This is a genomic window from Micromonospora sp. CPCC 205558 (assembly GCF_036902955.1).
Classification (GTDB): Bacteria; Actinomycetota; Actinomycetes; order Mycobacteriales; family Micromonosporaceae; genus Micromonospora.
Window position 1 is genome coordinate 37089 of the sequence record NZ_JBAKHR010000002.1, and the last position, 19561, is coordinate 56649.

At 70.3% G+C, this 19561-nt stretch carries 18 protein-coding genes and 1 other RNA gene; 14 read left to right on the forward strand and 5 right to left on the reverse strand.

All coding sequences use genetic code 11. The features are described from left to right. Positions 1-708: a ComF family protein gene (locus V6U86_RS02550; RefSeq protein ID WP_334497930.1), complete on the forward strand. Its 708-nt coding sequence runs from the start codon at positions 1-3 to the stop codon at positions 706-708. A 244-nt stretch (positions 709-952) separates the two neighbouring features. Next, a complete protein-coding gene (gene hpf / locus V6U86_RS02555; protein ID WP_334497932.1) occupies positions 953-1588 on the forward strand; it encodes a ribosome hibernation-promoting factor, HPF/YfiA family in 636 nt (211 codons plus the stop codon). A gap of 64 nt (positions 1589-1652) precedes the next feature. Here hpf and V6U86_RS02560 read toward each other — a convergent pair whose 3' ends face one another. Further along, positions 1653-2765, reverse strand: a complete 1113-nt coding sequence (locus V6U86_RS02560) for a GNAT family N-acetyltransferase (RefSeq protein WP_334497934.1) — start codon at positions 2763-2765, stop codon at positions 1653-1655. Continuing rightward, positions 2762-3913 carry a GNAT family N-acetyltransferase gene (locus tag V6U86_RS02565; RefSeq protein WP_334497936.1) on the reverse strand — a complete coding sequence of 384 codons (1152 nt, stop codon included), beginning with the start codon at positions 3911-3913 and terminating at the stop codon, positions 2762-2764. Before V6U86_RS02565 ends, V6U86_RS02560 begins: the two co-directional genes overlap by 4 nt. A 168-nt stretch (positions 3914-4081) precedes the next feature. On the opposite strand from V6U86_RS02565, the gene secA reads away from it, so the two are divergent. Further along, positions 4082-7009, forward strand: a complete 2928-nt coding sequence (secA, locus tag V6U86_RS02570) for a preprotein translocase subunit SecA (RefSeq protein WP_334497938.1) — start codon at positions 4082-4084, stop codon at positions 7007-7009. Positions 7010-7431: 422 nt separating this feature from the next. Here the strand turns inward: secA and V6U86_RS02575 are convergent, their stop codons facing one another. Together V6U86_RS02575 and V6U86_RS02580 are read right to left on the reverse strand one after the other, a co-directional pair. Then, on the reverse strand, positions 7432-8025 hold the full coding sequence (locus V6U86_RS02575; RefSeq protein ID WP_334497940.1) for an Rv3235 family protein: 594 nt from the start codon (positions 8023-8025) through the stop codon (positions 7432-7434). Between the two features lie 189 nt (positions 8026-8214). Beyond that, entirely contained in the window at positions 8215-8442 is a 228-nt protein-coding gene (locus tag V6U86_RS02580) for a helix-turn-helix domain-containing protein (protein ID WP_112582381.1), read from the reverse strand. 217 nt (positions 8443-8659) lie between these two features. Between V6U86_RS02580 and V6U86_RS02585 the strand changes: the two genes are divergently transcribed. Further along, positions 8660-9169 carry a DUF6912 family protein gene (locus V6U86_RS02585; RefSeq protein WP_334497943.1) on the forward strand — a complete coding sequence of 170 codons (510 nt, stop codon included), beginning with the start codon at positions 8660-8662 and terminating at the stop codon, positions 9167-9169. A gap of 82 nt (positions 9170-9251) precedes the next feature. Here the strand turns inward: V6U86_RS02585 and V6U86_RS02590 are convergent, their stop codons facing one another. Further along, on the reverse strand, positions 9252-10379 hold the full coding sequence (locus V6U86_RS02590; RefSeq protein WP_334497944.1) for a hypothetical protein: 1128 nt from the start codon (positions 10377-10379) through the stop codon (positions 9252-9254). A gap of 291 nt (positions 10380-10670) precedes the next feature. On the opposite strand from V6U86_RS02590, the gene pruA reads away from it, so the two are divergent. From pruA to V6U86_RS02640, 10 genes are all read left to right on the forward strand, one after another. Next, positions 10671-12299, forward strand: a complete 1629-nt coding sequence (pruA, locus tag V6U86_RS02595; RefSeq protein WP_334497946.1) for an L-glutamate gamma-semialdehyde dehydrogenase — start codon at positions 10671-10673, stop codon at positions 12297-12299. 175 nt (positions 12300-12474) lie between these two features. Further along, positions 12475-12990 (forward strand): PadR family transcriptional regulator, encoded by a 516-nt coding sequence (locus V6U86_RS02600; RefSeq protein WP_238677722.1) that lies wholly within the window; start codon positions 12475-12477, stop codon positions 12988-12990. Positions 12991-13165: 175 nt separating this feature from the next. Further along, positions 13166-14287 carry a peptide chain release factor 2 gene (gene prfB / locus V6U86_RS02605; RefSeq protein WP_124775305.1) on the forward strand — a complete coding sequence of 374 codons (1122 nt, stop codon included), beginning with the start codon at positions 13166-13168 and terminating at the stop codon, positions 14285-14287. A 118-nt stretch (positions 14288-14405) separates the two neighbouring features. Further along, a complete protein-coding gene (gene ftsE, locus V6U86_RS02610; protein WP_030331491.1) occupies positions 14406-15086 on the forward strand; it encodes a cell division ATP-binding protein FtsE in 681 nt (226 codons plus the stop codon). Between the two features lie 67 nt (positions 15087-15153). Next, positions 15154-16029: a permease-like cell division protein FtsX gene (gene ftsX, locus V6U86_RS02615; protein ID WP_334497951.1), complete on the forward strand. Its 876-nt coding sequence runs from the start codon at positions 15154-15156 to the stop codon at positions 16027-16029. Between the two features lie 147 nt (positions 16030-16176). After that, positions 16177-16656 (forward strand): SsrA-binding protein SmpB, encoded by a 480-nt coding sequence (gene smpB / locus V6U86_RS02620; protein ID WP_030331487.1) that lies wholly within the window; start codon positions 16177-16179, stop codon positions 16654-16656. Positions 16657-16760: 104 nt separating this feature from the next. After that, positions 16761-17136: a transfer-messenger RNA gene (gene ssrA / locus V6U86_RS02625) on the forward strand. 70 nt (positions 17137-17206) lie between these two features. Continuing rightward, positions 17207-17884 (forward strand): hypothetical protein, encoded by a 678-nt coding sequence (locus V6U86_RS02630; RefSeq protein ID WP_334497953.1) that lies wholly within the window; start codon positions 17207-17209, stop codon positions 17882-17884. Positions 17885-18051: 167 nt separating this feature from the next. After that, positions 18052-18561: a hypothetical protein gene (locus tag V6U86_RS02635; protein ID WP_334497955.1), complete on the forward strand. Its 510-nt coding sequence runs from the start codon at positions 18052-18054 to the stop codon at positions 18559-18561. A 45-nt stretch (positions 18562-18606) separates the two neighbouring features. Beyond that, positions 18607-19560 (forward strand): hypothetical protein, encoded by a 954-nt coding sequence (locus V6U86_RS02640; RefSeq protein WP_334497957.1) that lies wholly within the window; start codon positions 18607-18609, stop codon positions 19558-19560. Position 19561: the final 1 nt, after the last annotated feature.

Below are 19561 nucleotides of genomic sequence, written 5' to 3' on the forward strand. Positions count from 1 at the left end.
GTGAACGGGCTCTGGGCGGACCTCACCGACCTGGTGCTGCCCGCCGACTGCGCCGGTTGCCGGGAGCGCCGACCCGGCCTACGGCACGGGGTGTGCCCGGTCTGCGTCGCGGCGCTGGGCCAATTGCGGCCCCGGGCGGTCCGCCCCACTCCCACCCCGCCAGGCCTGCCGTCCTGCGTCGCACTCGGCCCGTACGCGGGTCCGCTGCGTGAGGTTCTGCTGGCGTACAAGGAACACGGCCGCCACGGCCTGGCCCGCCCGCTCGGCGCCCTGCTCGCCGAGGTCGTCGCGGCGGCCGTCGGCGAGGCTCGTCCGCTGGTGCTGGTTCCGGTCCCGGACACCGCGGCGGCGGCCCGGTCCCGTTACGGCGACCATCTCGACCGGCTGGCCCGGCACTGCGCGGCCCGGCTCAACCGTGGCGGTCGGGCGGTGCGGGTGCGCCATCCGCTGCGGGCGCTGCCCCGGCCCGATTCGGTCACCCTGGACAGCGTCGGGCGGGCGGCGGCGGCCGAGGCGGCCTTCCAGCCGCGCTCGACTCGACCGGTCCGGGCTGGTGCCGCAGGCACCGCGCCGGTCGTGGTGCTGCTCGACGACATCGTCACCACCGGGGTGACCCTCGCCGCCGCGAGCAGGGTGCTGACGGCGACGGGATGGGCGCCGACGGTCGCCGCGGTGCTCGCGGCGACCGAGAAAAGACACCACTCGTAACCGATCGTGTTTCCGTTTCACCCGTTGGTGTATGAGCTGCGAAAAATTCTGGGCGGTCTCCGCAACATGGGGTGACTGCCGGGCGAACAGGAGTTAGCGTTTCGCTGTCGGGGGTAGGAGGTCGTTCCAACCGCCCCCGGCGGTGAGAGGAGGCGTAGCCGTACAACCGGTCGACGCCAGCGGGTCTCCCCACGGCGCGCGGCCGGGTAGCCGGATCGAAGACCGTCCGAACAAGGGAGGTCACGTGGACATCGTGGTCAAGGGCCGAAACGTCGAAGTGCCGGACCATTACCGGGTACACGTAGCCGAGAAACTCGCGAAGATCGAACGCTACGACCACAAACTTATTCGTGTCGATGTCGAGCTGTTTCATGAGCGCAATCCGCGCCAAGCCGACCACTGCCAGCGGGTGGAGATCACCTGCGTTTCCCGGGGCCCTGTGATTCGAGCCGAGGCCTGCACAAACGACTTCTACAGCGCGCTCGACGCGGCCATCGCGAAGCTCGACACCCGGCTGCGCCGCGCGGCCGACCGCCGCCGCGTACACCGGGGTCGGCACGCGCCGATCTCCGTCGCCGAGGCCACCGCGGGCCTGCCGGTCGCGGACCTGGTGTCCCCCGCGCTGAGCGCGCCGAGCGACGGCACCCGCGCCGGCACTGCGGTCGCGGAGCGGGTCGAAGAGGATCACGATGACCAGCCGTGGCACATCGCCCGGGAGAAGGTGCACCCGGCGGAGCCGATGACCATCGACGACGCGCTGTTCGAGATGGAACTGGTCGGCCACGACTTCTACCTTTTCCAGGACAAGGAGTCCGGCCGCCCCAGCGTCGTCTACCGACGTCACGCGTACGACTACGGCATCATCTCCCTCGCCACCTGACCGGTAACCGACTCGTCGATCATGGAGTTGTGGTGGGGAGTGCCCACCACAACTCCATGACCTGTCAACGGAGGTCGGTGGGGAGCAGCGCAAAGGTCAGATCGTCCAGCCGGACGCCGGCCAGCCCCGGCAGCCGACCACGTTGCAGGCCCTCGCGCCGAAACCCGACCCGCTCCAGCACCCGATGCGAGGCGGTGTTGTCCGGCACCGTGCCGGCCGACAGCCGGGCGATACCGGCCGGGCCGAACGCCCAGCCCGCGAGCAACCGGACCGCCCGCGTCGCGTACCCCCGGCCGCGCCAGTCGGGCAGCAGCGCGTAGCCGAGCGAAGCCTCGCCGGCGGCCACATCGGTGTACGACAAGCCGCAACTGCCCACGGGCTCCCCGCTGGCCACGTCCGTGATCAGCAGACGGGCGATCTCGCCGGTCAGCCAGCCGCTCTGCGCCAGACGACAACGCCGCTGGATCGCCTCGCGCGTCGGCGGCACCGGTGGCGCCTGGTTCGCCACCACCTCGGGTCGGCTGTGCAGCCGATACATCAGCGCCGCGTCGTCCGGCGCGAGCGGACGCAGCGCCACCACCTGGTCGGTGAGCACCCCGTCGGGCAGGTCGGGCAGCAGCCGGGCGACCGGGCCCGGCGGATCACCGGCGACGCGTACCCAGGCCAGCAGATCGTGTCGGCCCGCGTCGCGGGAAGCGCCGGCCGACCGGCGCAGACCCTCGTACCGGAAGCCGGCGGCCAGCGCGACCCGCTGACTAGGGCCGTTCTCCGGTTCGGTGAGCAACTCCAGCCGGGCCGTCCCGGTGGCGAACGCGTGCTCACTGAGCGCGCGGGTCGCCGCGGTGGCCAGCCCGCGCCCACGCGCCGCCGGCCGCATCCAGTAGCCGATCTCCAGCTGACCCCGGGCGGGCACCGGGTTGTTCAGCCCCACCGCGCCGAGCAGCCGATCGGTGGCGGGGTCCGCGATGGCGTACGCCGCGCCGCCGCCGGTCCAGGCCGCCGGAGCGCCGACGTCGATCCACCACCGGGCATCGGTCCCGGTGTACGGCGTCGGCAGGTTCGACACGAACCGTTGAGTCAGCGGGTCCGCGCAACCGTCGACCACGTCGGCGCTGTCCTCCGCGCGAAATGGGCGCAGCCGTACCCCGTGCGCCTCGACGACCGGCCGCAGAGTCATCCGAGGTCCTTGGCGAGCAGCGCCCCGACCCACACGTCCACCCGTTCGCCGCGGTGTTGCACACCGCCCCGGGCGGTTCCCTCGACCACGAAGCCAGCCTTCTCCGCCGCCCGGCGGGAGGCGGTGTTACCCACATTCGCCTTCCACTCGATCCGAGCCAGGCCCAGTGTGCTGAAGCCCCAGGCGCTGAGCGCGACCAGCGCGGCAGGCAGATAGCCCCGTCCCCGGGCCGCCGGTGCGGCCATGAAGCCGACGTCGCCCACCAGCGGGTCGGCGGGGGAGAGCCGCAGGTCGAGCGAGCCCACGTACCGGTCGTCGGCGTCGGCGATGACGAAGCAGGCAGCGTCCCCCCGAGCCCAGACGTCCTGGCTGTAGGCCTGGTAGCCCTGCGCGTCGGCGCGCTCGTACGGGTCCGGCACGGTGGTCCACCGGATGGTCTCCGGGTCCTGGCAGGTCTGCACCACGGCGTCCAGGTCCTGCTCCTCCATGGGCCGCAGACGCAGCTCGCCAGCCCCGGTCGTGGCGAACAGAACGGGCTGCGGGCGGCCGAAGACGGCCGCCCGGCGGGCGGCGAGGGTGCCCGGTCCGGCCGGACCGGTCGACCCGACGGCCGGCACTTCGCCGGGCAGCAACGAGCCGATCCAGCCGTCCGCGCTGCCGTGCGGCGTCGGGGTGGCCAGCCGCAACCGGCCGTCGATCCGGAAACCGGCCCGGAGGGCCACCAGCCGGGAGGCATGGTTGCCAACCTCGGCCTGCCAGATGAGCCGACGGAGCCCGAGGGTGTCGAAGGACCAGCGGGCCACCGCCCGGGTGGCCCGGACCATCACGCCCCGACCACGTGCCCAGGGCGCCGTCCAGTAGCCGATTTCGCCGGTGCCGTCCGTGTCGATCGAGATCAGCCCGTTTGCGCCAAGCAGCTCCCCGGTGCCCGGGTCGCACACCGCGAACGGTGCCCCGGTGCCCTCGGCCCAGGATTTTCCGCTCATCTCGGTGACAAATCCGTGCGCGTGTTCCGGCCGGTATGGGCGCGGTACGGTGGTCCAGCGCTGAATGTCCGGGTCCTGGCAGGCCCGGTGTACGGCCTCGGCATCCGCCTCTCGCCAGGGCCGCAGCAGCACGCCGTCCTCGATGATCTCCACGGGCTCCACTCGTGCATCCTGCCGCAGCGTTCGCCGACGGCGTAACCGGATAACGTCTGGGGCGTGTGCAGGACGTGAATTATGTCGGGTTCGGCGGGGTCGGGCACCGCCACCAGTGACCATCGCGCCGATGGAGCGCCTACGATGGTTCGAGACTGTCTAGGGGAGCGTTGATCCGTGTCGATTCTGGAAAAGGTCCTTAACGCGGGCGAGGGCCGCATGGTGCGTCGCCTCAAGGCGATCGCCAATGCCGTCAGCTCGATCGAGGACGACTACGTCAACCTCACCGACGAGGAACTGGCCGGCATGACCGAACAGTTCCGGGAGCGGCTCGACGAGGGCGAAACCCTCGATGACCTGTTGCCGGAGGCGTTCGCGGTGGCCCGCGAGGCGGCGGCCCGTGTGCTGGGCCAGCGGCCGTACGACGTCCAGGTGATGGGCGGCGCGGCGCTGCACTTCGGCAACATCGCCGAGATGAAGACCGGTGAGGGTAAGACGCTGACCTCGGTCATGGCCGTCTACCTCAACGCGCTCTCCGGCAAGGGCGTCCACGTCATCACGGTCAACGACTACCTCGCCCAGCGTGACGCGGCGTGGATGGGCCGGGTGCACGAGTTCCTCGGGCTGACCGTCGGCGTGGTGCTGCCCAACCGGCCGGCCAGCGAGCACAAGGCCGCCTACGAGTGCGACATCACCTACGGCACCAACAACGAGTTCGGCTTCGACTACCTGCGCGACAACATGGCGTGGTCGAAGGACGAGCTGGTGCAGCGCGGGCACAACTTCGCGGTGGTCGACGAGGTCGACTCCATCCTGATCGACGAGGCCCGCACCCCGCTGATCATCTCCGGCCCGGCCGAGCACTCCGCCCGCTGGTACGGCGAGTTCGCCGGCGTGGTGGCCCGGCTCCAGCCCGGCACCGACGGCGAGGGCGACTACGAGGTCGACCACTCCAAGCGCACCATCGCGGTGACCGAGCGGGGTGTCGCCAAGGTCGAGGACCGGCTCGGCATCGACAACCTGTACGAGTCGGTCAACACCCCGCTGGTCGGCTACCTCAACAACGCCATCAAGGCCAAGGAGCTCTACAAGCGCGACAAGGACTACATCGTCAGCGATGGTGAGGTCCTGATCGTCGACGAGTTCACCGGCCGCATTCTGCACGGCCGTCGCTACAACGAGGGCATGCACCAGGCGATCGAGGCCAAGGAGGGGGTGGAGATCAAGCAGGAGAACCAGACCCTGGCCACCATCACCCTCCAGAACTACTTCCGCCTCTACGAGAAGCTGTCCGGGATGACCGGTACGGCGCAGACCGAGGCGAGCGAGTTCAACAAGGTCTACAAGGTCGGCGTCGTGACGATTCCGACCCACCGCCCGATGGTTCGCGAGGACCGGCCGGACGTCATCTACAAGACGGAGAAGGCCAAGTTCAACGCCGTCATCGAGGACATCGCCGAGCGGCACCAGATGGGCCAGCCGGTGCTGGTGGGCACCGTCTCGGTGGAAAACTCCGAGATCCTCTCCCAGCTGCTGCGCCGCCGCGGCATCCCGCACAACGTGCTGAACGCCAAGTTCCACGCACGGGAGGCCGAGATCGTCGCCCAGGCAGGGCGTAAGGGCGCGGTCACCGTGGCGACCAACATGGCCGGCCGCGGCACCGACATCCTGCTCGGCGGCAACGCCGAGTTCCTCGCCGCGAACGAGCTGCGCCAGCGCGGCCTCGACCCGCTGGAGAACGAGGAAGAGTACGCCAAGGCGATGGAGGAGGTCCTTCCCAACTGGAAGCAGGCCTGCGACGCCGAGGCCGAGGAGGTCGCCGCCGCCGGTGGCCTCTACGTGCTGGGCACCGAGCGGCACGAGTCCCGGCGGATCGACAACCAGCTGCGCGGTCGCGCCGGCCGGCAGGGTGACCCGGGCGAGTCCCGTTTCTACCTGTCGCTGCAGGACGAGCTGATGCGGCGCTTCCGGGCCGGGGCGGTCGAGGCGGTGATGGAGCGCTTCAACATCCCGGAGGACGTGCCCATCGAGTCGAAGATGGTCACCCGGCAGATCAAGAGCGCCCAGGCCCAGATCGAGGGCCAGAACGCCGAGATCCGCAAGAACGTGCTCAAGTACGACGAGGTGCTCAACAAGCAGCGCCAGGTCGTCTACGCCGAGCGGCTCCGGGTGCTCAACGGTGAAGACCTCTCTGACCAGGTCCGCAACATGATCGACGACACCGTCGAGGCGTACGTGCGGGGCGCCACCTCCGAGGGCTACGGCGAAGACTGGGATCTTGAGCAGCTCTGGTCCAGCCTCAAGCAGCTCTACCCGGTCGGCGTGACGATCGAGGAGTTGGAGGAGGAGGCCGGCGGCTCCCGGGCCGGCATGGACGCCGACTTCCTGGTCGCCCGCCTCAAGGAGGACGCCAACGCCGCGTACGACCGGCGTGAGGAGCAGCTCGGCACCGAGGGTGTCCGCCAACTCGAGCGGATGGTGCTGCTCCAGGTCATCGACCGCAAGTGGCGCGAGCACCTCTACGAGATGGACTACCTCCAGGAGGGCATCAACCTCCGGGCGTACGCCCAGCGCGACCCGGTGGTGGAATACCAGCGCGAGGGCTTCGACATGTTCGCCACCATGATGGACGGCATCAAGGAGGAGACCGTCGGTTTCCTCTACAACATCGACGTCCAGGTGACCGAACCGGAGCCGGAGGCGGGCACCGACGAGGTCACGCTGCTCGAAAAGCCGGTCGAGATCCGGGCCAAGGGCCTCAACCAGGCACCGCGGCGGCAGGGCTTGCAATACTCCGCGCCCACGATCGACGGTGAGGCCAGCCCGGGTGCTGTCGCCGTGGAGCAGGCCGAGCAGCAGGCTCCGGCGCTCGGTGTGGGCCGACCGACTCCGGGAGCTCCTGCGGCACCGGGGCAGACCGCGCCGTCCGCTCCGCAGCGGCCGGCATCCGGGCTGCGCGGCCCGGTTGTTCCGTCGGCGGCCGCCCGTCGGACGGCAGCGAACCAGGCGGAGGCGAGCAATGGCCCGTCCCGCAACGCGCCGTGCCCGTGTGGCTCGGGCCGCAAGTACAAGCGCTGCCACGGCGCGCCCAACGGCGGCAACTGACCGACAGCGTCTGCACCGACAGCGTCTGACCGACGGGTCCCGGCCGACCAGGCCGGGGCCCGTCGGTGTCTTCCTGCCCTCGCCTGCTCGGTGCCGGTGGGACGGCCCGCGCCGCTGTCACCGCGAGTGTGATGTCCCTGAGGCATCAATATGACTCAGAGGCATCACGGTCATTCGCGCATCGCCCTCCGCCGACGCCAAGCGGAGCGCGCGGCGGCCGGGCGACTCCGCCGCCCCGGAAGGCCGGAGAGCCGAGGTGAGCCGGCGTCTCCGTGAGTTACGCGAACCCGCACACCGACAGCCCGGCTTCCTGCAATCGGAGTGGATCACCCGGCTTGGCGCGGCGCGGCCTGGCCTGGCCTGGCCTGGCTCGGCCTGGCCCGGTCTGGTCTGGTGGGGGCGATCGACTGGGGCAGGTGGGGTCAGAGCACCTGTAGGGCAGTGCAGAGCCAGCGGCCCCGGCGATGCTCCAGGCGTAGTGCCATCGCCCAACTTCGACCGCCCGCGCCGGTGAGGACGGCTGCCGCCTCCACCGCGGCCTCCTGTGGCTCGCAGACCCGCAGGCGTAGCAGCCGAACCACTGGTCGACCGGGGCGACGGCGGGATGTCCCAGCCCGGCCGGAGGCGCGGGCGAGTTCGATCAGCAGGTCGGCCGCTCGGGCCGGGTCGAGCAGCGCTCGCACCTGGTTCGGCGAACGGTAGCCGTTGACCACCTCCACGCAGGTGCCGACGAAGCGGTGCGCGGCTCGGGTGGTCTCCGGAGCGGTTGCCGCCGGCAACGACGCGACCGGATGGGTGATGGGCCGGTTGGGCACCGGGCGCAGGGTTGTTCGCCGTTCCGGCGGCCGGACGGGGTTGGGTCGGGTGGAGGCGAACAGATCGAGGGCGAGTTGACCGTCGGTGGGTGCCGGCCAGTACGACCCGTCGGTCTCGTCGACGTACGGCGGGTCGCAGGGTGGGACGGGGCGCAGCCGCACGGGCGGTCGGGAAGGACCGGGTCGCGCTCCGCTCATCATGGCCCCCTTTGATCTTGCGTTTGCTTTCGTTTGCCTCCGACTAGCTCGATTGTGAGCGACAGAGCGGCCTCGGTCAATGGCTACGGGGGGTCTCCGCCCGGCAGCGGGCATGATCCACTCGAGTTTCCTGATACGACCCGACCCGACCCGGCCGGCGCGAGCGGGCTGGGCTAACTACTCGGGGTCGCGCTACTCGGGGTCGCGGTCGATCAGCGGGTTGCTCTGCACCCAGTCTGCGGTTTCGTCGTATTTGCGGGCTATGTATTCCTCCAGGCGAGCGCGCTCAACCCGCCACTGGCCGCGCCCGCCGATCTTGATCGCCGGCAGTTCGCCGCTGCGTACCATGTGGTAGACCTGCGAGTCCGACACGTTGAGCTCCGCAGCCACGTCGGAGAGCAGCAGGAACCTCGGCTCCACAGAAACTCCCGGGGTTGATGTCGTTTGGCTCAGTTTGCCACCGACAGCGCTGACCGCCCAGCATTGGCCCGGTCGGCGGCGGCGGGCCGATCGTGCGGGACACACCGGCGGGGAGCTTCCTCCGACCGGAGGCGGGGTGTATGACGGTCACGGCGTGCGGCATGATCTGCGCCCGTGCCGGCGGCCGCCGGTGGAGGACGACGCGGGGAGACGACCGGTGACCGACGAGCTTGTCCGGGTGTACGTGCCGGCGACCCTACCGATGCTGGCCCGCCTGCGTGAGGAGGGGCTGGCCGCCGACCAGGCGCACGCCGTGACCCCGGCGCTTCGCGAGTGGTACGCCGAGGGCGACGAGGAGGAGCTGGAGTACGTCGCGTTCACCCGGGCTGCCCAGGACGCCCTGCACCTGTTGCGGGCCGACCCGACCGCCCCCCGCCGTCGCGTCGTCGTCTCCGTCGACCTGCCGTCGGGAGCGATCGGGCGCGGTGACGGTGAGCTGGGCTCCAGCACTGTGGCGTTGGTCGGCGCCGTGCCGGTGGGCGCCGTCGCGGCCATCCACGTGGACGGCGCGGACGCGGTCGAGGAGGTCGGCGCGGCAGCCGACGTGGTGGCCGAGGCGGCGGCTGGTGATCCTGACGCCCAGTTCACCGTCGACGGCGCCGAGGACCACGAGCTGGAGTGGTACGACGTGACGGAGCTGGACCAGCTGCTACGCGCCGCTGAGTGAGCGGACCCTGCCCCGTCCCGGCCGCCTGAGCCGGACAACCGGCCGGGCCGCCTGAGCCGGACGCCCGGCCCCAGGTTCGGAATCAGCGAGCCGGGTCCGCCTTCGCTGGATCCGCGTCGAGCGTCTGAGCGCCGTCGGATGTCTCGGCGGGGTCCGCGTCGAACGCCTTGGCGTAGCCCGGCTTGTCGTCCTCCGGGTCGACCTGGTCCGCGACTGCGCTCGGGCTGTCGGCTGGTTCGTCATCGTCGCCGTGGGCGGGGCTGAGCGTGCGGCCGAACGCGATGAGCGCGCTCAGCGCCCCCACGAAGAGCACCCAGATGCCGTTGTCCACCCGGGAGGTGCCCAGCGAGGTCTGCGCCACCGCGTCCGCCTCGCTGAGCGCGCTGGCGAGGTCGAGCAGCGACCGTCCGCCGACCCGGATGATCACCTCGGCGAGCAGCAGGAGGAGCCCCGGCCCGGCGCCCGCGAGCAGGTACGCCGGCCAGCGCAGCGCCGGGGCCTCGGGATCACGGCGGACGGCGCGACGGCGCGCCCAGGTCAGGTAGCCGAAGGCGAGTAGCCCGGCCAGCAGTCCGGCGACGAGCGATTCGGTGCGGGACACCCACTTGGCCGCGTTGATCAACGATTCCTGGCTGTCGCCGGCGCCGAAGAGATCGAACAGCGGGTCCCGGGCGCGGCTGAACGCGACCACGAAGATCAGCGTGCCCAGCGCGGCGGTGACCACCGCGCCGATCGCCGGGGCGGTCCGGGCACCGGCCAACGCGCCCCCGATGATCGCCGCGGCGGCAGTGGTGCCGGCGATCACGTTGGTGGTGGACGTGTCGAAGTAGGTGAGGTTGATCGCCACCGCGGCAGCGAGCCCGACCAGCATTCCGCCGCCGATCGCCCCGGCGAAGCGCAGGGTGGCCCAGTCGCCGTACCGGCGGGCAAGCAGGTTGCCACCGGCCAGCGCGACGGCGGCCCCGGCCACCAGCGCGGTTGAGATCACGCCGGGCAGGGCGAAGGCGGAGAGGCTGATCGCGGTGACCCCGGCCGCCGCCGAGGTGATTGCCTCCCGGGTGGACCAGAGCATGGCGGCCAGCCACCCGAGCGCCAACAGCGCGAGCACGGTGGCGCCGGGCGCGGGTAGCGGCCGACTGCCGGCGCTGCCCGCGTCGACCGCCGGCTCGTCCGACTCAGCGGCCGGGGGGCGGCCGGGCTGCTTGGTCATCGTCTCCCCTTCGAGGCGGCAGGTCACCGACCATTCAGGGTACGCGGGCCCGCTGGGCTGCCTGTCGCCCCTGGACAGCGGGACGGATCGAGACTGGTCGGTAAGGGGAGGAGGGGTGGGGCGGTCCTTGGCGCAGAGCGGTGGCCGAGGTGGGTCGCGCGGCCCGTCGTGGGAGAATCACGGGAGGTCCCGCCGCTGCTCGGCCTCCCGTGTGGCGTCCGGTGTCCGACCATCCGGTCGGTGCCTGCGGGTCCGGTTTCGCCACTGCTGTCGAGATCGCCAGGAGCCCTGATGGATGCCGTGTTCTCCGTTCCCGAGCCGCGCAACGAGCCGGTTCGCAACTACGAGCCGGGCAGCCCCGACCGGGACCGGCTCCAGCGGCGGCTGACCGAGCTCGCCGCCGAGCGCATCGACCTGCCGATGACCATCGGCGGTGAGCAGCGGATGGCCGGCGGTGACTCGATCAACGTGGTGCAGCCGCACAAGCACGCCCACGTGCTGGGGGTGACCGCGCACGCGACCCACGATGACGCTCGCGCCGCCGTCAAGGCGGCCAAGGATGCCGCGCCGATGTGGCGGGCGCTGCCCTTCGAGGAGCGCGCCGCGATCTTCCTGCGCGCGGCCGAGCTGCTCGCCGGCCCGTGGCGCGACACTCTCAACGCCGCCACCATGCTCGGCCAGTCGAAGACCGCGATCCAGGCGGAGATCGACGCGGCGTGCGAGTTCATCGACTTCCTGCGGTTCAACGTGCACTTTGCGCGTCGCCTGCTCGAGGAGCAGCCGGCGTCCTCGCCCGGCGTCTGGAACCGCTTCGACCACCGCCCGCTGGAGGGCTTCGTCTACGCGGTCACTCCGTTCAACTTCACCGCCATCGCCGGCAACCTGCCGTCGGCGCCGGCCCTGCTGGGCAACACGGTGGTCTGGAAGCCGGGCCCGACCCAGCAGTTCGCCGCGCACTTCACCATGCGGCTGTTCGAGGCCGCCGGCCTGCCGCCCGGCGTGATCAACATGGTCACCGGCCGGGGCGAGGAGGTCTCCGACGTCGTGCTCGCCGACCCGGATCTGGCCGGCATCCACTTCACCGGCTCGACGAAGGTCTTCCAGCAGCTGTGGCGGACCGTGGGCGACAACATCGCCCGTTACCGGGGTTACCCGCGCCTGGTCGGCGAGACCGGCGGCAAGGACTTCGTCGTCGCGCACACCAGCGCTGACGTGGACGCTCTGCACACCGCGCTGATCCGCGGCGCGTACGAGTACCAGGGCCAGAAGTGCTCGGCGGCCTCGCGGGCCTACGTGCCGCGCTCGATCTGGGAGGGTGGGCTGCGGGACCGGCTGGCCGCCACCGCCGACTCGCTGACCTACGGTGACGTGACCGACTTCAGCAACTTCGGCGGTGCGGTGATCGACGACAAGGCGTTCGCCCGGCACACCGCCGCGCTGGAGTTGATCGCCGGCGACGACAGTTGCCGGGTGCTGGCCGGTGGCACCGCCGACGACTCGGTCGGCTACTTCGTGCGACCGACGCTCTTCGAGTGCGGCGACGCCGCCCACGAGACCTTCACCACCGAGTACTTCGGGCCGATCCTGGGCGTGCACGTGTTCGACGACGCCCGTTTCGACGACGTGGTCGCGCAGGCTGAGTCGATCGCCCCGTACGCGCTGACCGGCTCGGTGTTCGCCACCGACCGTCGGGTCGTCGACGCGGTCGGCGAGCGGATGCGGTACGCGGCCGGCAATTTCTACATCAACGACAAGCCGACCGGCGCGGTGGTCGGGCAGCAGCCCTTCGGTGGCGCCCGCGCCAGCGGCACCAACGACAAGGCCGGCTCCTGGCTCAACCTGGTCCGCTGGGTCTCCCCGCGGACGATCAAGGAGACCTTCGTGCCGCCGACCGACCACACGTACCCCCACATGGGCTGACCCGCGACGACCGCCGGCGGCGCGCGTGGCGCCGCCGGCGGTCGCCCGGAATGTCACTATCCATCGATAGTCCTCAACGGACAGTCTGCCGCCGACAGTGCACTTAGGAAGTCCTGTTGGGTGGCAAACCGGCAAATCCTGGACGCCAGGTTCGCAAAGTGGCAGCGTAGTGGGCATGGCGGATTCTGGAGTCAACCCTACGGCGGCGGCCCTGCTCGGCCTCCTCCACGAGGGCCCGATGACAGGCGGTCAGTTGATGGCCGCCGCTGAGCGCCGTCTGGCGCCGTACTGGTCGATGACCCGCAGTCAGGTGTACCGCGAGTTGCCGGTGCTGGCTGAGCGGGGGTTTGTGCGGCTCGGCAAGCCGGGTCCGCGGATGAGCCAGCCGTATTCACTCACCGCCAGCGGAAAACGGACGTTTTCCCGCTGGCTCGCGGAGAACCCGGGGCGGGACACCATCCGCAACCCGATCGCGCTCCGGATGGCTTTCGGCAACCTGCACTCCGCCAGCCAGCTGAAGGGCCTGTACGCCTCGGCCAACGAATACCACACCGAGGCCCTCGCCCAGGTCCGGGAGCAGGTGAAGAACGCCAAACGGGACGGCGAGACGTACGACGCCAGCGCGCTGGAGTTCGCCGTCGCCTACCACCGGGCTGCCCTGTCGTGGCTGAAGTCCGCCCCCGTCGGGTGACGATCAGCGGGTCCGTGCACAGGGAGCGAGCTGCTGTGCGCCCGATGGCGCACTGCCGATCTGGGGCAGGTCTGCGGGGCTCGCAAGCTGACTCCTCGCCAGCGCAGTGCCTCTTTTGCGCTGGACTGCGGGGCTCGCAAGCTCACTCCTCGCCAGCGCAGTACGCTTGTCTGTCGTGACCGCTGCCGATTACGCCGAACAGCTCAAGGAACTCGACGCGACCCTGCGAAACATCGAGGCCGTCCTCAACCTCGACCGGCTCCACGAGGACAAGGCCCGCCTTGAGCAGGAGGCCTCCGCTCCCGACCTGTGGGACGACCAGGCCAAGGCCCAGCAGGTGACCTCTCAGCTGTCGTACGTCAACGGCGAGATCAGCAAGCTGGGCAGCCTGCGTTCCGGCCTCGACGACGCCCAGGTGCTGCTGGAGCTGGCCGAGGCCGAAGCCGACCCGGGCGTGTTGACCGAGGTCGAGTCGGAGATCACCGGGCTGACCAAGGCCATCCAGGAGATGGAGGTCCGCACCCTGCTCTCCGGCGAGTACGACTCCCGGGAGGCGCTTGTCGCCATCCGGGCCGGCGCCGGTGGCGTGGACGCCGCGGACTTCGCCGAGATGCTGCTGCGGATGTACCTGCGCTGGGCGGAGCGGCACGGCTACCCGACCGAGGTCTACGAAACCTCGTACGCCGAGGAGGCGGGCCTGAAGTCGGCCACCTTCGCGGTCAAGGTGCCGTACGCGTACGGCACGCTCAGTGTCGAGTCGGGCACGCACCGCCTGGTCCGGATCAGCCCGTTCGACAACCAGGGGCGTCGGCAGACCAGCTTCGCGGGCGTCGAGGTCCTGCCGGTCACCGAGCAGACCGACCACATCGACATCCCGGAGAACGAGGTACGCGTCGACGTCTACCGCTCCTCGGGCCCCGGTGGGCAGAGCGTCAACACCACCGACTCGGCGGTCCGGTTGACGCACATCCCGACCGGCATCGTGGTGACCTGCCAGAACGAGAAGTCCCAGCTGCAGAACAAGGCCTCCGCGCTGCGGGTGCTCCAGGCTCGGCTGCTGGAGCGCAAGCGCCAGGAGGAGCAGGCCAAGCTCGAAGGGCTCAAGGAGAACGCGGCGGGCTCGTGGGGCGACCAGATGCGCTCGTACGTCCTGCACCCCTATCAGATGGTGAAGGATCTCCGAACTGAGCAGGAGACCGGCAATCCGAGCGCGGTTTTCGACGGCGAATTGGACGGTTTCATCGAGGCGGGTATCCGTTGGCGCAAGCAGCGGCAGCTCGCTGGCGACGGTGCGTGACGGCGCGCGGGCGGAGCGCGTCGTCGATCTCCAGGTAGGAGCCTGATTCGACGACTCGTGCCGGTTCGGCGGGGCGTGGGGCTTGGCTCAGTTGTTACACCGCGTAGACTCACCACCCGTGATTCAGCTTGAGCAAGTGACGAAGACGTACCCGAAGGCGTCCCGGCCTTCGCTCGACAACGTGTCCGTCTCGATCGAGAAGGGCGAGTTCGTCTTCTTCATCGGTCCATCCGGCTCCGGCAAGTCCACGATCATCAAGATGCTGCTGCACGAGGTGGCCCCCAATAAGGGGCGCGTCGTCGTCAACGGCAAGGACGTCACGTCGATGCGCTCCTGGAAGCGACCCCACTTCCGGCGTTCTATCGGCTGTGTCTTCCAGGACTTCCGGCTGCTGCCGAACCGCACCGCCTACGAGAACGTGGCGTTCGCCCTTGAGGTGATCGGCAAGACGAAGGCGGTTGCCCGCCGAGTCGTGCCGGAGGTGCTGGAGCTGGTCGGGCTCGGTGGCAAGGAGCACCGCTACCCGCACGAGCTCTCCGGTGGTGAGCAGCAGCGGGTCGCCGTCGCCCGGGCGTTCGTGAACCGTCCGCTGATCCTGCTGGCGGACGAGCCCACCGGAAACCTGGACCCGGACACCTCGATCGAGATCATGCGTCTGCTGGACCGGATCAATCGCACCGGCACGACCGTCGTGATGGTCACCCACGACTCCAACATCGTGAACCAGATGCGCCGCCGCGTCGTTGAGATTGAGAGCGGTCGCATCGTGCGTGACCAGGCCCGCGGCGTCTACGGGTGAGCCGGCGCTCCACCCCTGCGCAGCCTGACGACGAACACCTCATGCCGGAGACCCGGAGGAAATCCCGATGCGCGTGAAATACGTCCTGTCCGAGGTACTGGTCGGACTGTGGCGCAACGTGACCATGTCCATCGCGATGATCATCACGATGGCGGTCTCGCTGACCATGCTCGGCGCCAGCGGTCTCATGTACCGCCAGGTCGACGACATGAAGGACCTCTACTACAAGAACATCGAAGTCTCGATCTTCTTGACCCAGGAGGTGACCGAGCAGGAGCGCACCGACCTGCAGACCAAGCTCGACAGCGACCCCCTGGTCAAGGATGTCCTCTACGTCAACAAGGACGAGGCGTACAAGCGCTTCAAGGAGATGTACCAGGACGCGCCGGACCTGGTGAACGCGGTCAAGCCCGACCAGCTGCCCGAGGCGTTCCGACTCAAGCTGAACAACCCGGAGCAGTACAAGGACGTCTACGACCAGTACAAGGACACGGCGGGCGTCGAGGAGATCATCGACCAGAGCCGACTGCTCGACAAGATCTTCAACATCCTCACCTCGATCCAGAACATCGCCCTGGCTGCCGCCATCGTGATGGCGATCGCCGCCCTGCTGCTGGTCGCGAACACCATTCAGGTGGCCGCGTACAGCAAGCGGCGTGAGGTGGCGGTCATGAAGCTGGTCGGCGCGTCCAACTGGTTCATCCAGGCGCCGTTCGTGCTGGAGGCCGTGGTGGCCGGTCTGATCGGTTCACTGCTCGGTCTGGTCGCCCTGGTCGCGGCGAAGTATCTGCTCTTCGACGGGTCGTTGAGCGCGTTGCAGGGTCTGCTCTCGCCGATCACCTGGGGCGACATCCTGTTCATCTTCCCGTTGATGGCCGGCGTCGGTGGTCTGGTCAGCGCGGGCACCGCCTGGATCACCCTGCGCTTCTACCTGCGGGTCTAGGCACCGTACGGGTCGTCCCGTCGCCTTTCGAGGACCCTCCCGCAGCCGGAAATAAACGGCGCGGGAGGGTCCTTGCTATTCGGGTAGCATGATCGGTTGTCCGGCCGGGGTGGACCGGCCGCGGACGAAGGAGAGGGGGTGGCACCGATGCCACGGGAAAAGGGGCGCAAGGTGGTCGCCTCCAACAAGAAGGCGCGCCACGACTACGCGATCCTCGACACGTACGAGGCGGGCATGGCGCTGACCGGCACCGAGGTCAAGTCGCTGCGGGCCGGGCGCGCGTCGCTGGTCGACGCGTTCGCGCAGGAACGTGACGGCGAGTTGTATCTGCACGCGATGCACATCCCGGAGTACACCCAGGGCACCTGGACCAACCATGAGCCCCGGCGTACCCGCAAGCTGCTGCTCAACCGGGGCGAGATCGACAAGCTCGTCGGCAAGACCCGGGAGGGCGGTTTCACGATCGTCCCGTTGCAGGTCTACTTCTCGGACGGCTGGGCCAAGGTCGAGATCGCCCTGGCCAAGGGTAAGAAGTCGTACGACAAGCGTCAGGACCTCGCCAAGCGCGACGCGGACCGGGAGATCGCCCGGGTGTCCGGTCGGCGCGGCAAGGGCATGGACGACTAGTTCATCCTGTTTGTCCGGGTCAGCGCGTCGGCCCGGGGCTCGGGATGAAAGCTGTTGCGGTAGGCGTTAGTCTTGTCAGTGCCGCCACATCGGCGGCCTGTCGAGGGGGTGACTGGTTTCGACTTCGTACGCAGCGACAGGGGAAGCGAGCCGAGGAAGCCGACGTCGTCTCGAGAATCGGTCGTCGGAAACTTATAAGCGCCAAGAACAATCGCGCTGACTTCGCTCTCGCCGCCTGAGGCGAGTAGCTAAGTCTGTCGGCCTGGGAACGCCTTCGTCCCAGTAGCCGGCATCAGCTAGGAGGCTGGCCAATCGGACCCGGTCGCGGGGTCCGTGCGGCGAGATTAATCAGCGACTGGGCCCGTCACACCAACTTGCTCGCGTGAGCGGTGGGGCCGAGTAGAGGCACAGCGAGCTGCGCTCGGAGAAGCCCTGACAAACCGGCGAAGGACCCGGGTTCGATTCCCGGCACCTCCACCACCTCGAACGAAGCGCCCCGGCCCACCAGCCGGGGCGCTTCGTTGTGTCGAGGGGTCCTACGCTGCCCCCTGTGACCAACCGAGAGCTGCGCCTGTCGGTCGGCGCGTCACCCGGCCAGCGCGTCGTGGCGGTGGTGGCCGGCGTCCTCGTCGCGGCCGTCGGCGCGGCGTTCGTGGCGCTGCCCCTCGTCGCCGACGGGCTGCTGCGCCGGCTGACCGGACCAGGTGACGCGTTCGCCTCCTATGAGGAGGCTCGTGACCTGCCACCGGGGCTGCTGCCGCCCGGGCTACGCGACTCCGCTGACCCGAACCAGTCCGGTCCCAGCCCGTTCATCGGCCTGTGCGGTCTGCCCTTCGTCCTGCTCGGCCTCTACCTCGTGCTGCGGGTGCTCCGTACGGCGGCCTGGCTGGACGGCAGCCGGGTGCGGGTACGCGGGGCGTTGCGTACCCGCACCGTCGACCTCGCCGCCGCCCGGATCGAGCCAGGGAGGCCGTCGCATCGCGAGGCGGACGGCGTTGGTCCGGCCGGCGGACCGCGGGTGCGGGCCATCCTCGCGACAGAACCGGGGAGTACGCGGGGCGTCACCATCCCACTGCGCGGCATGGGGCTGCCCAGCCTTCCGCCGTCCGAGCTGCGGGCGCTGGCCGAGGCGATCACGTCGGGTCGACCGGGCGACGGGCGGGACGACGACACGCGCGCCGTGACCGAGCACCTGCACCGCCTGGCAGAGCGTCCCTGGACCGACTGAGGCGGGCACGTCAGCCGGCGCACTGCAGGGCCCGGGGGCGGTGCCGGTGCGGCTGGTGGGGTCAGTGGGGCCAAGGCGGCAGATGAGACGGTCGGGGACCCTGGACAGGGCGGGCCGGGCAGGCTCACCATCGCGGTATGGGGTAGCAGCGCCGCGCGGGAGGTGCCATGGTCACCGGTCCGATCCAGCAGCCGTCACTCGTCGCCCGACAGCGCGTCGCACCTCCGGCGGGGCTCGCCGCCGATCCACATCCCGTCGGTCTACCCGGTGAACCGCGGCCCGCCGGCCTCGCCGGTGACGTGCACGCCCTCGGCCGGGCCGTCGCGGTCACCAGCACCGAGCCGCGCTGGCGCGAAGACGTTCTCCTTCGGCTGCGTCCGGTACGCCAGGGCTTCGTCGAGCACGTCCGGGTCACCGAAGGCCCCAACGGCCTCTACCGGGAGCTGCTCACCCACTCACCGCGACTGGACCACGGCGTGCGGCTGTTGACCCGGGAGCACGCCGCGATCGTCGCCGCGATCCTGGCGGTGCAGCAGATCGCCGAACGGCCCGAGACGCACCCAGACGAGCTGCGGCATCGTGTCGGGCACCTGCTGCGGAGGTTGGCCCGGCATCGACGGCGCGGCACCGACCTGCTCTGGGAGGCGTACCAGACGGATCTGGGTGGCGAGACCTGAGCCCAGGTCGGGAACCGGCCGGTCGGCGGGCGCGTCGAACCGCACATGCGTCGACTGAGCCTGCTGCTCGTACTCCCGTTGCTGTTCACGGCGGGCTGCGCCGCGACCGACGCCGGTCCGGCCGACGCCCCACCCAGCCCGACCCGCGACGCCGACGCGTTCGACCAGCGGGCCGCTCAGGTTGCCGAGGCGTGGCGGCCCGGCCCGGACTGGCGCACAGGGTACGTGCCGTTGGAGGGGCCGACCCTGCTCACCGGTGACGCCGGCTTCACCCCGGACACCGAGGCGGCCTTCCGGTCCGGCTGGTACCGCGCGGAGGTCGCGATACCGCCCACCCGGGTCGGCGCCGAGATCCGATTCCCGGACGGTCGGCTGACGCTGCCGTTGGTCAGTGCCGCCGAGGCGTACCGGCAGCTCGACCAGGGTGACCCGCTGCCCTGCCCGGGGCCACCGAAGCGGCCCGGCCGGCCCACCGCCGGCGGCCCCACAGTCGAGCCGGGGCCCGACGGATGGGTCACCAGCAGCACGCAGACCGCCTGTCTCCCGCTCACCGTCACCGGTGTCACGTTCGACACCGTGCCGGTCCGCACGAGCCGCGGTGTGGCGCAGGTCCCGGCCTGGCTGTTCACCATCAGGGAGCTGGCCACCCCGGTGGCCCGGCTCGCCGTCGCGCCCACGGCGGTCACCGCCGTTCCCGAGCCCACCGCTCCGGCCCGACCCCTGGCGGAGGGGCTGGTGGCGGCCCAGGATCTGGCCGCCGTCGACGACACCCGGTTGACCGTGCGGCTCGGCGTCGGCGCGTGCGACACCGGGATCACGCCGTTGGTGTGGGAACGGCCGGACGTCGTGGTGGTCGGCGGCAGCGTCACCCGGGCCACCGGCGAATGCATCGCCCTGCTGAAACTGGAGCCGGTCACCGTCACCCTGGCGGCGCCGCTGGGCACCCGGCCGGTGCTGGACGTCTTCACCGGTGCCCCCTTGTCGATCGCCGCGCGCTGAC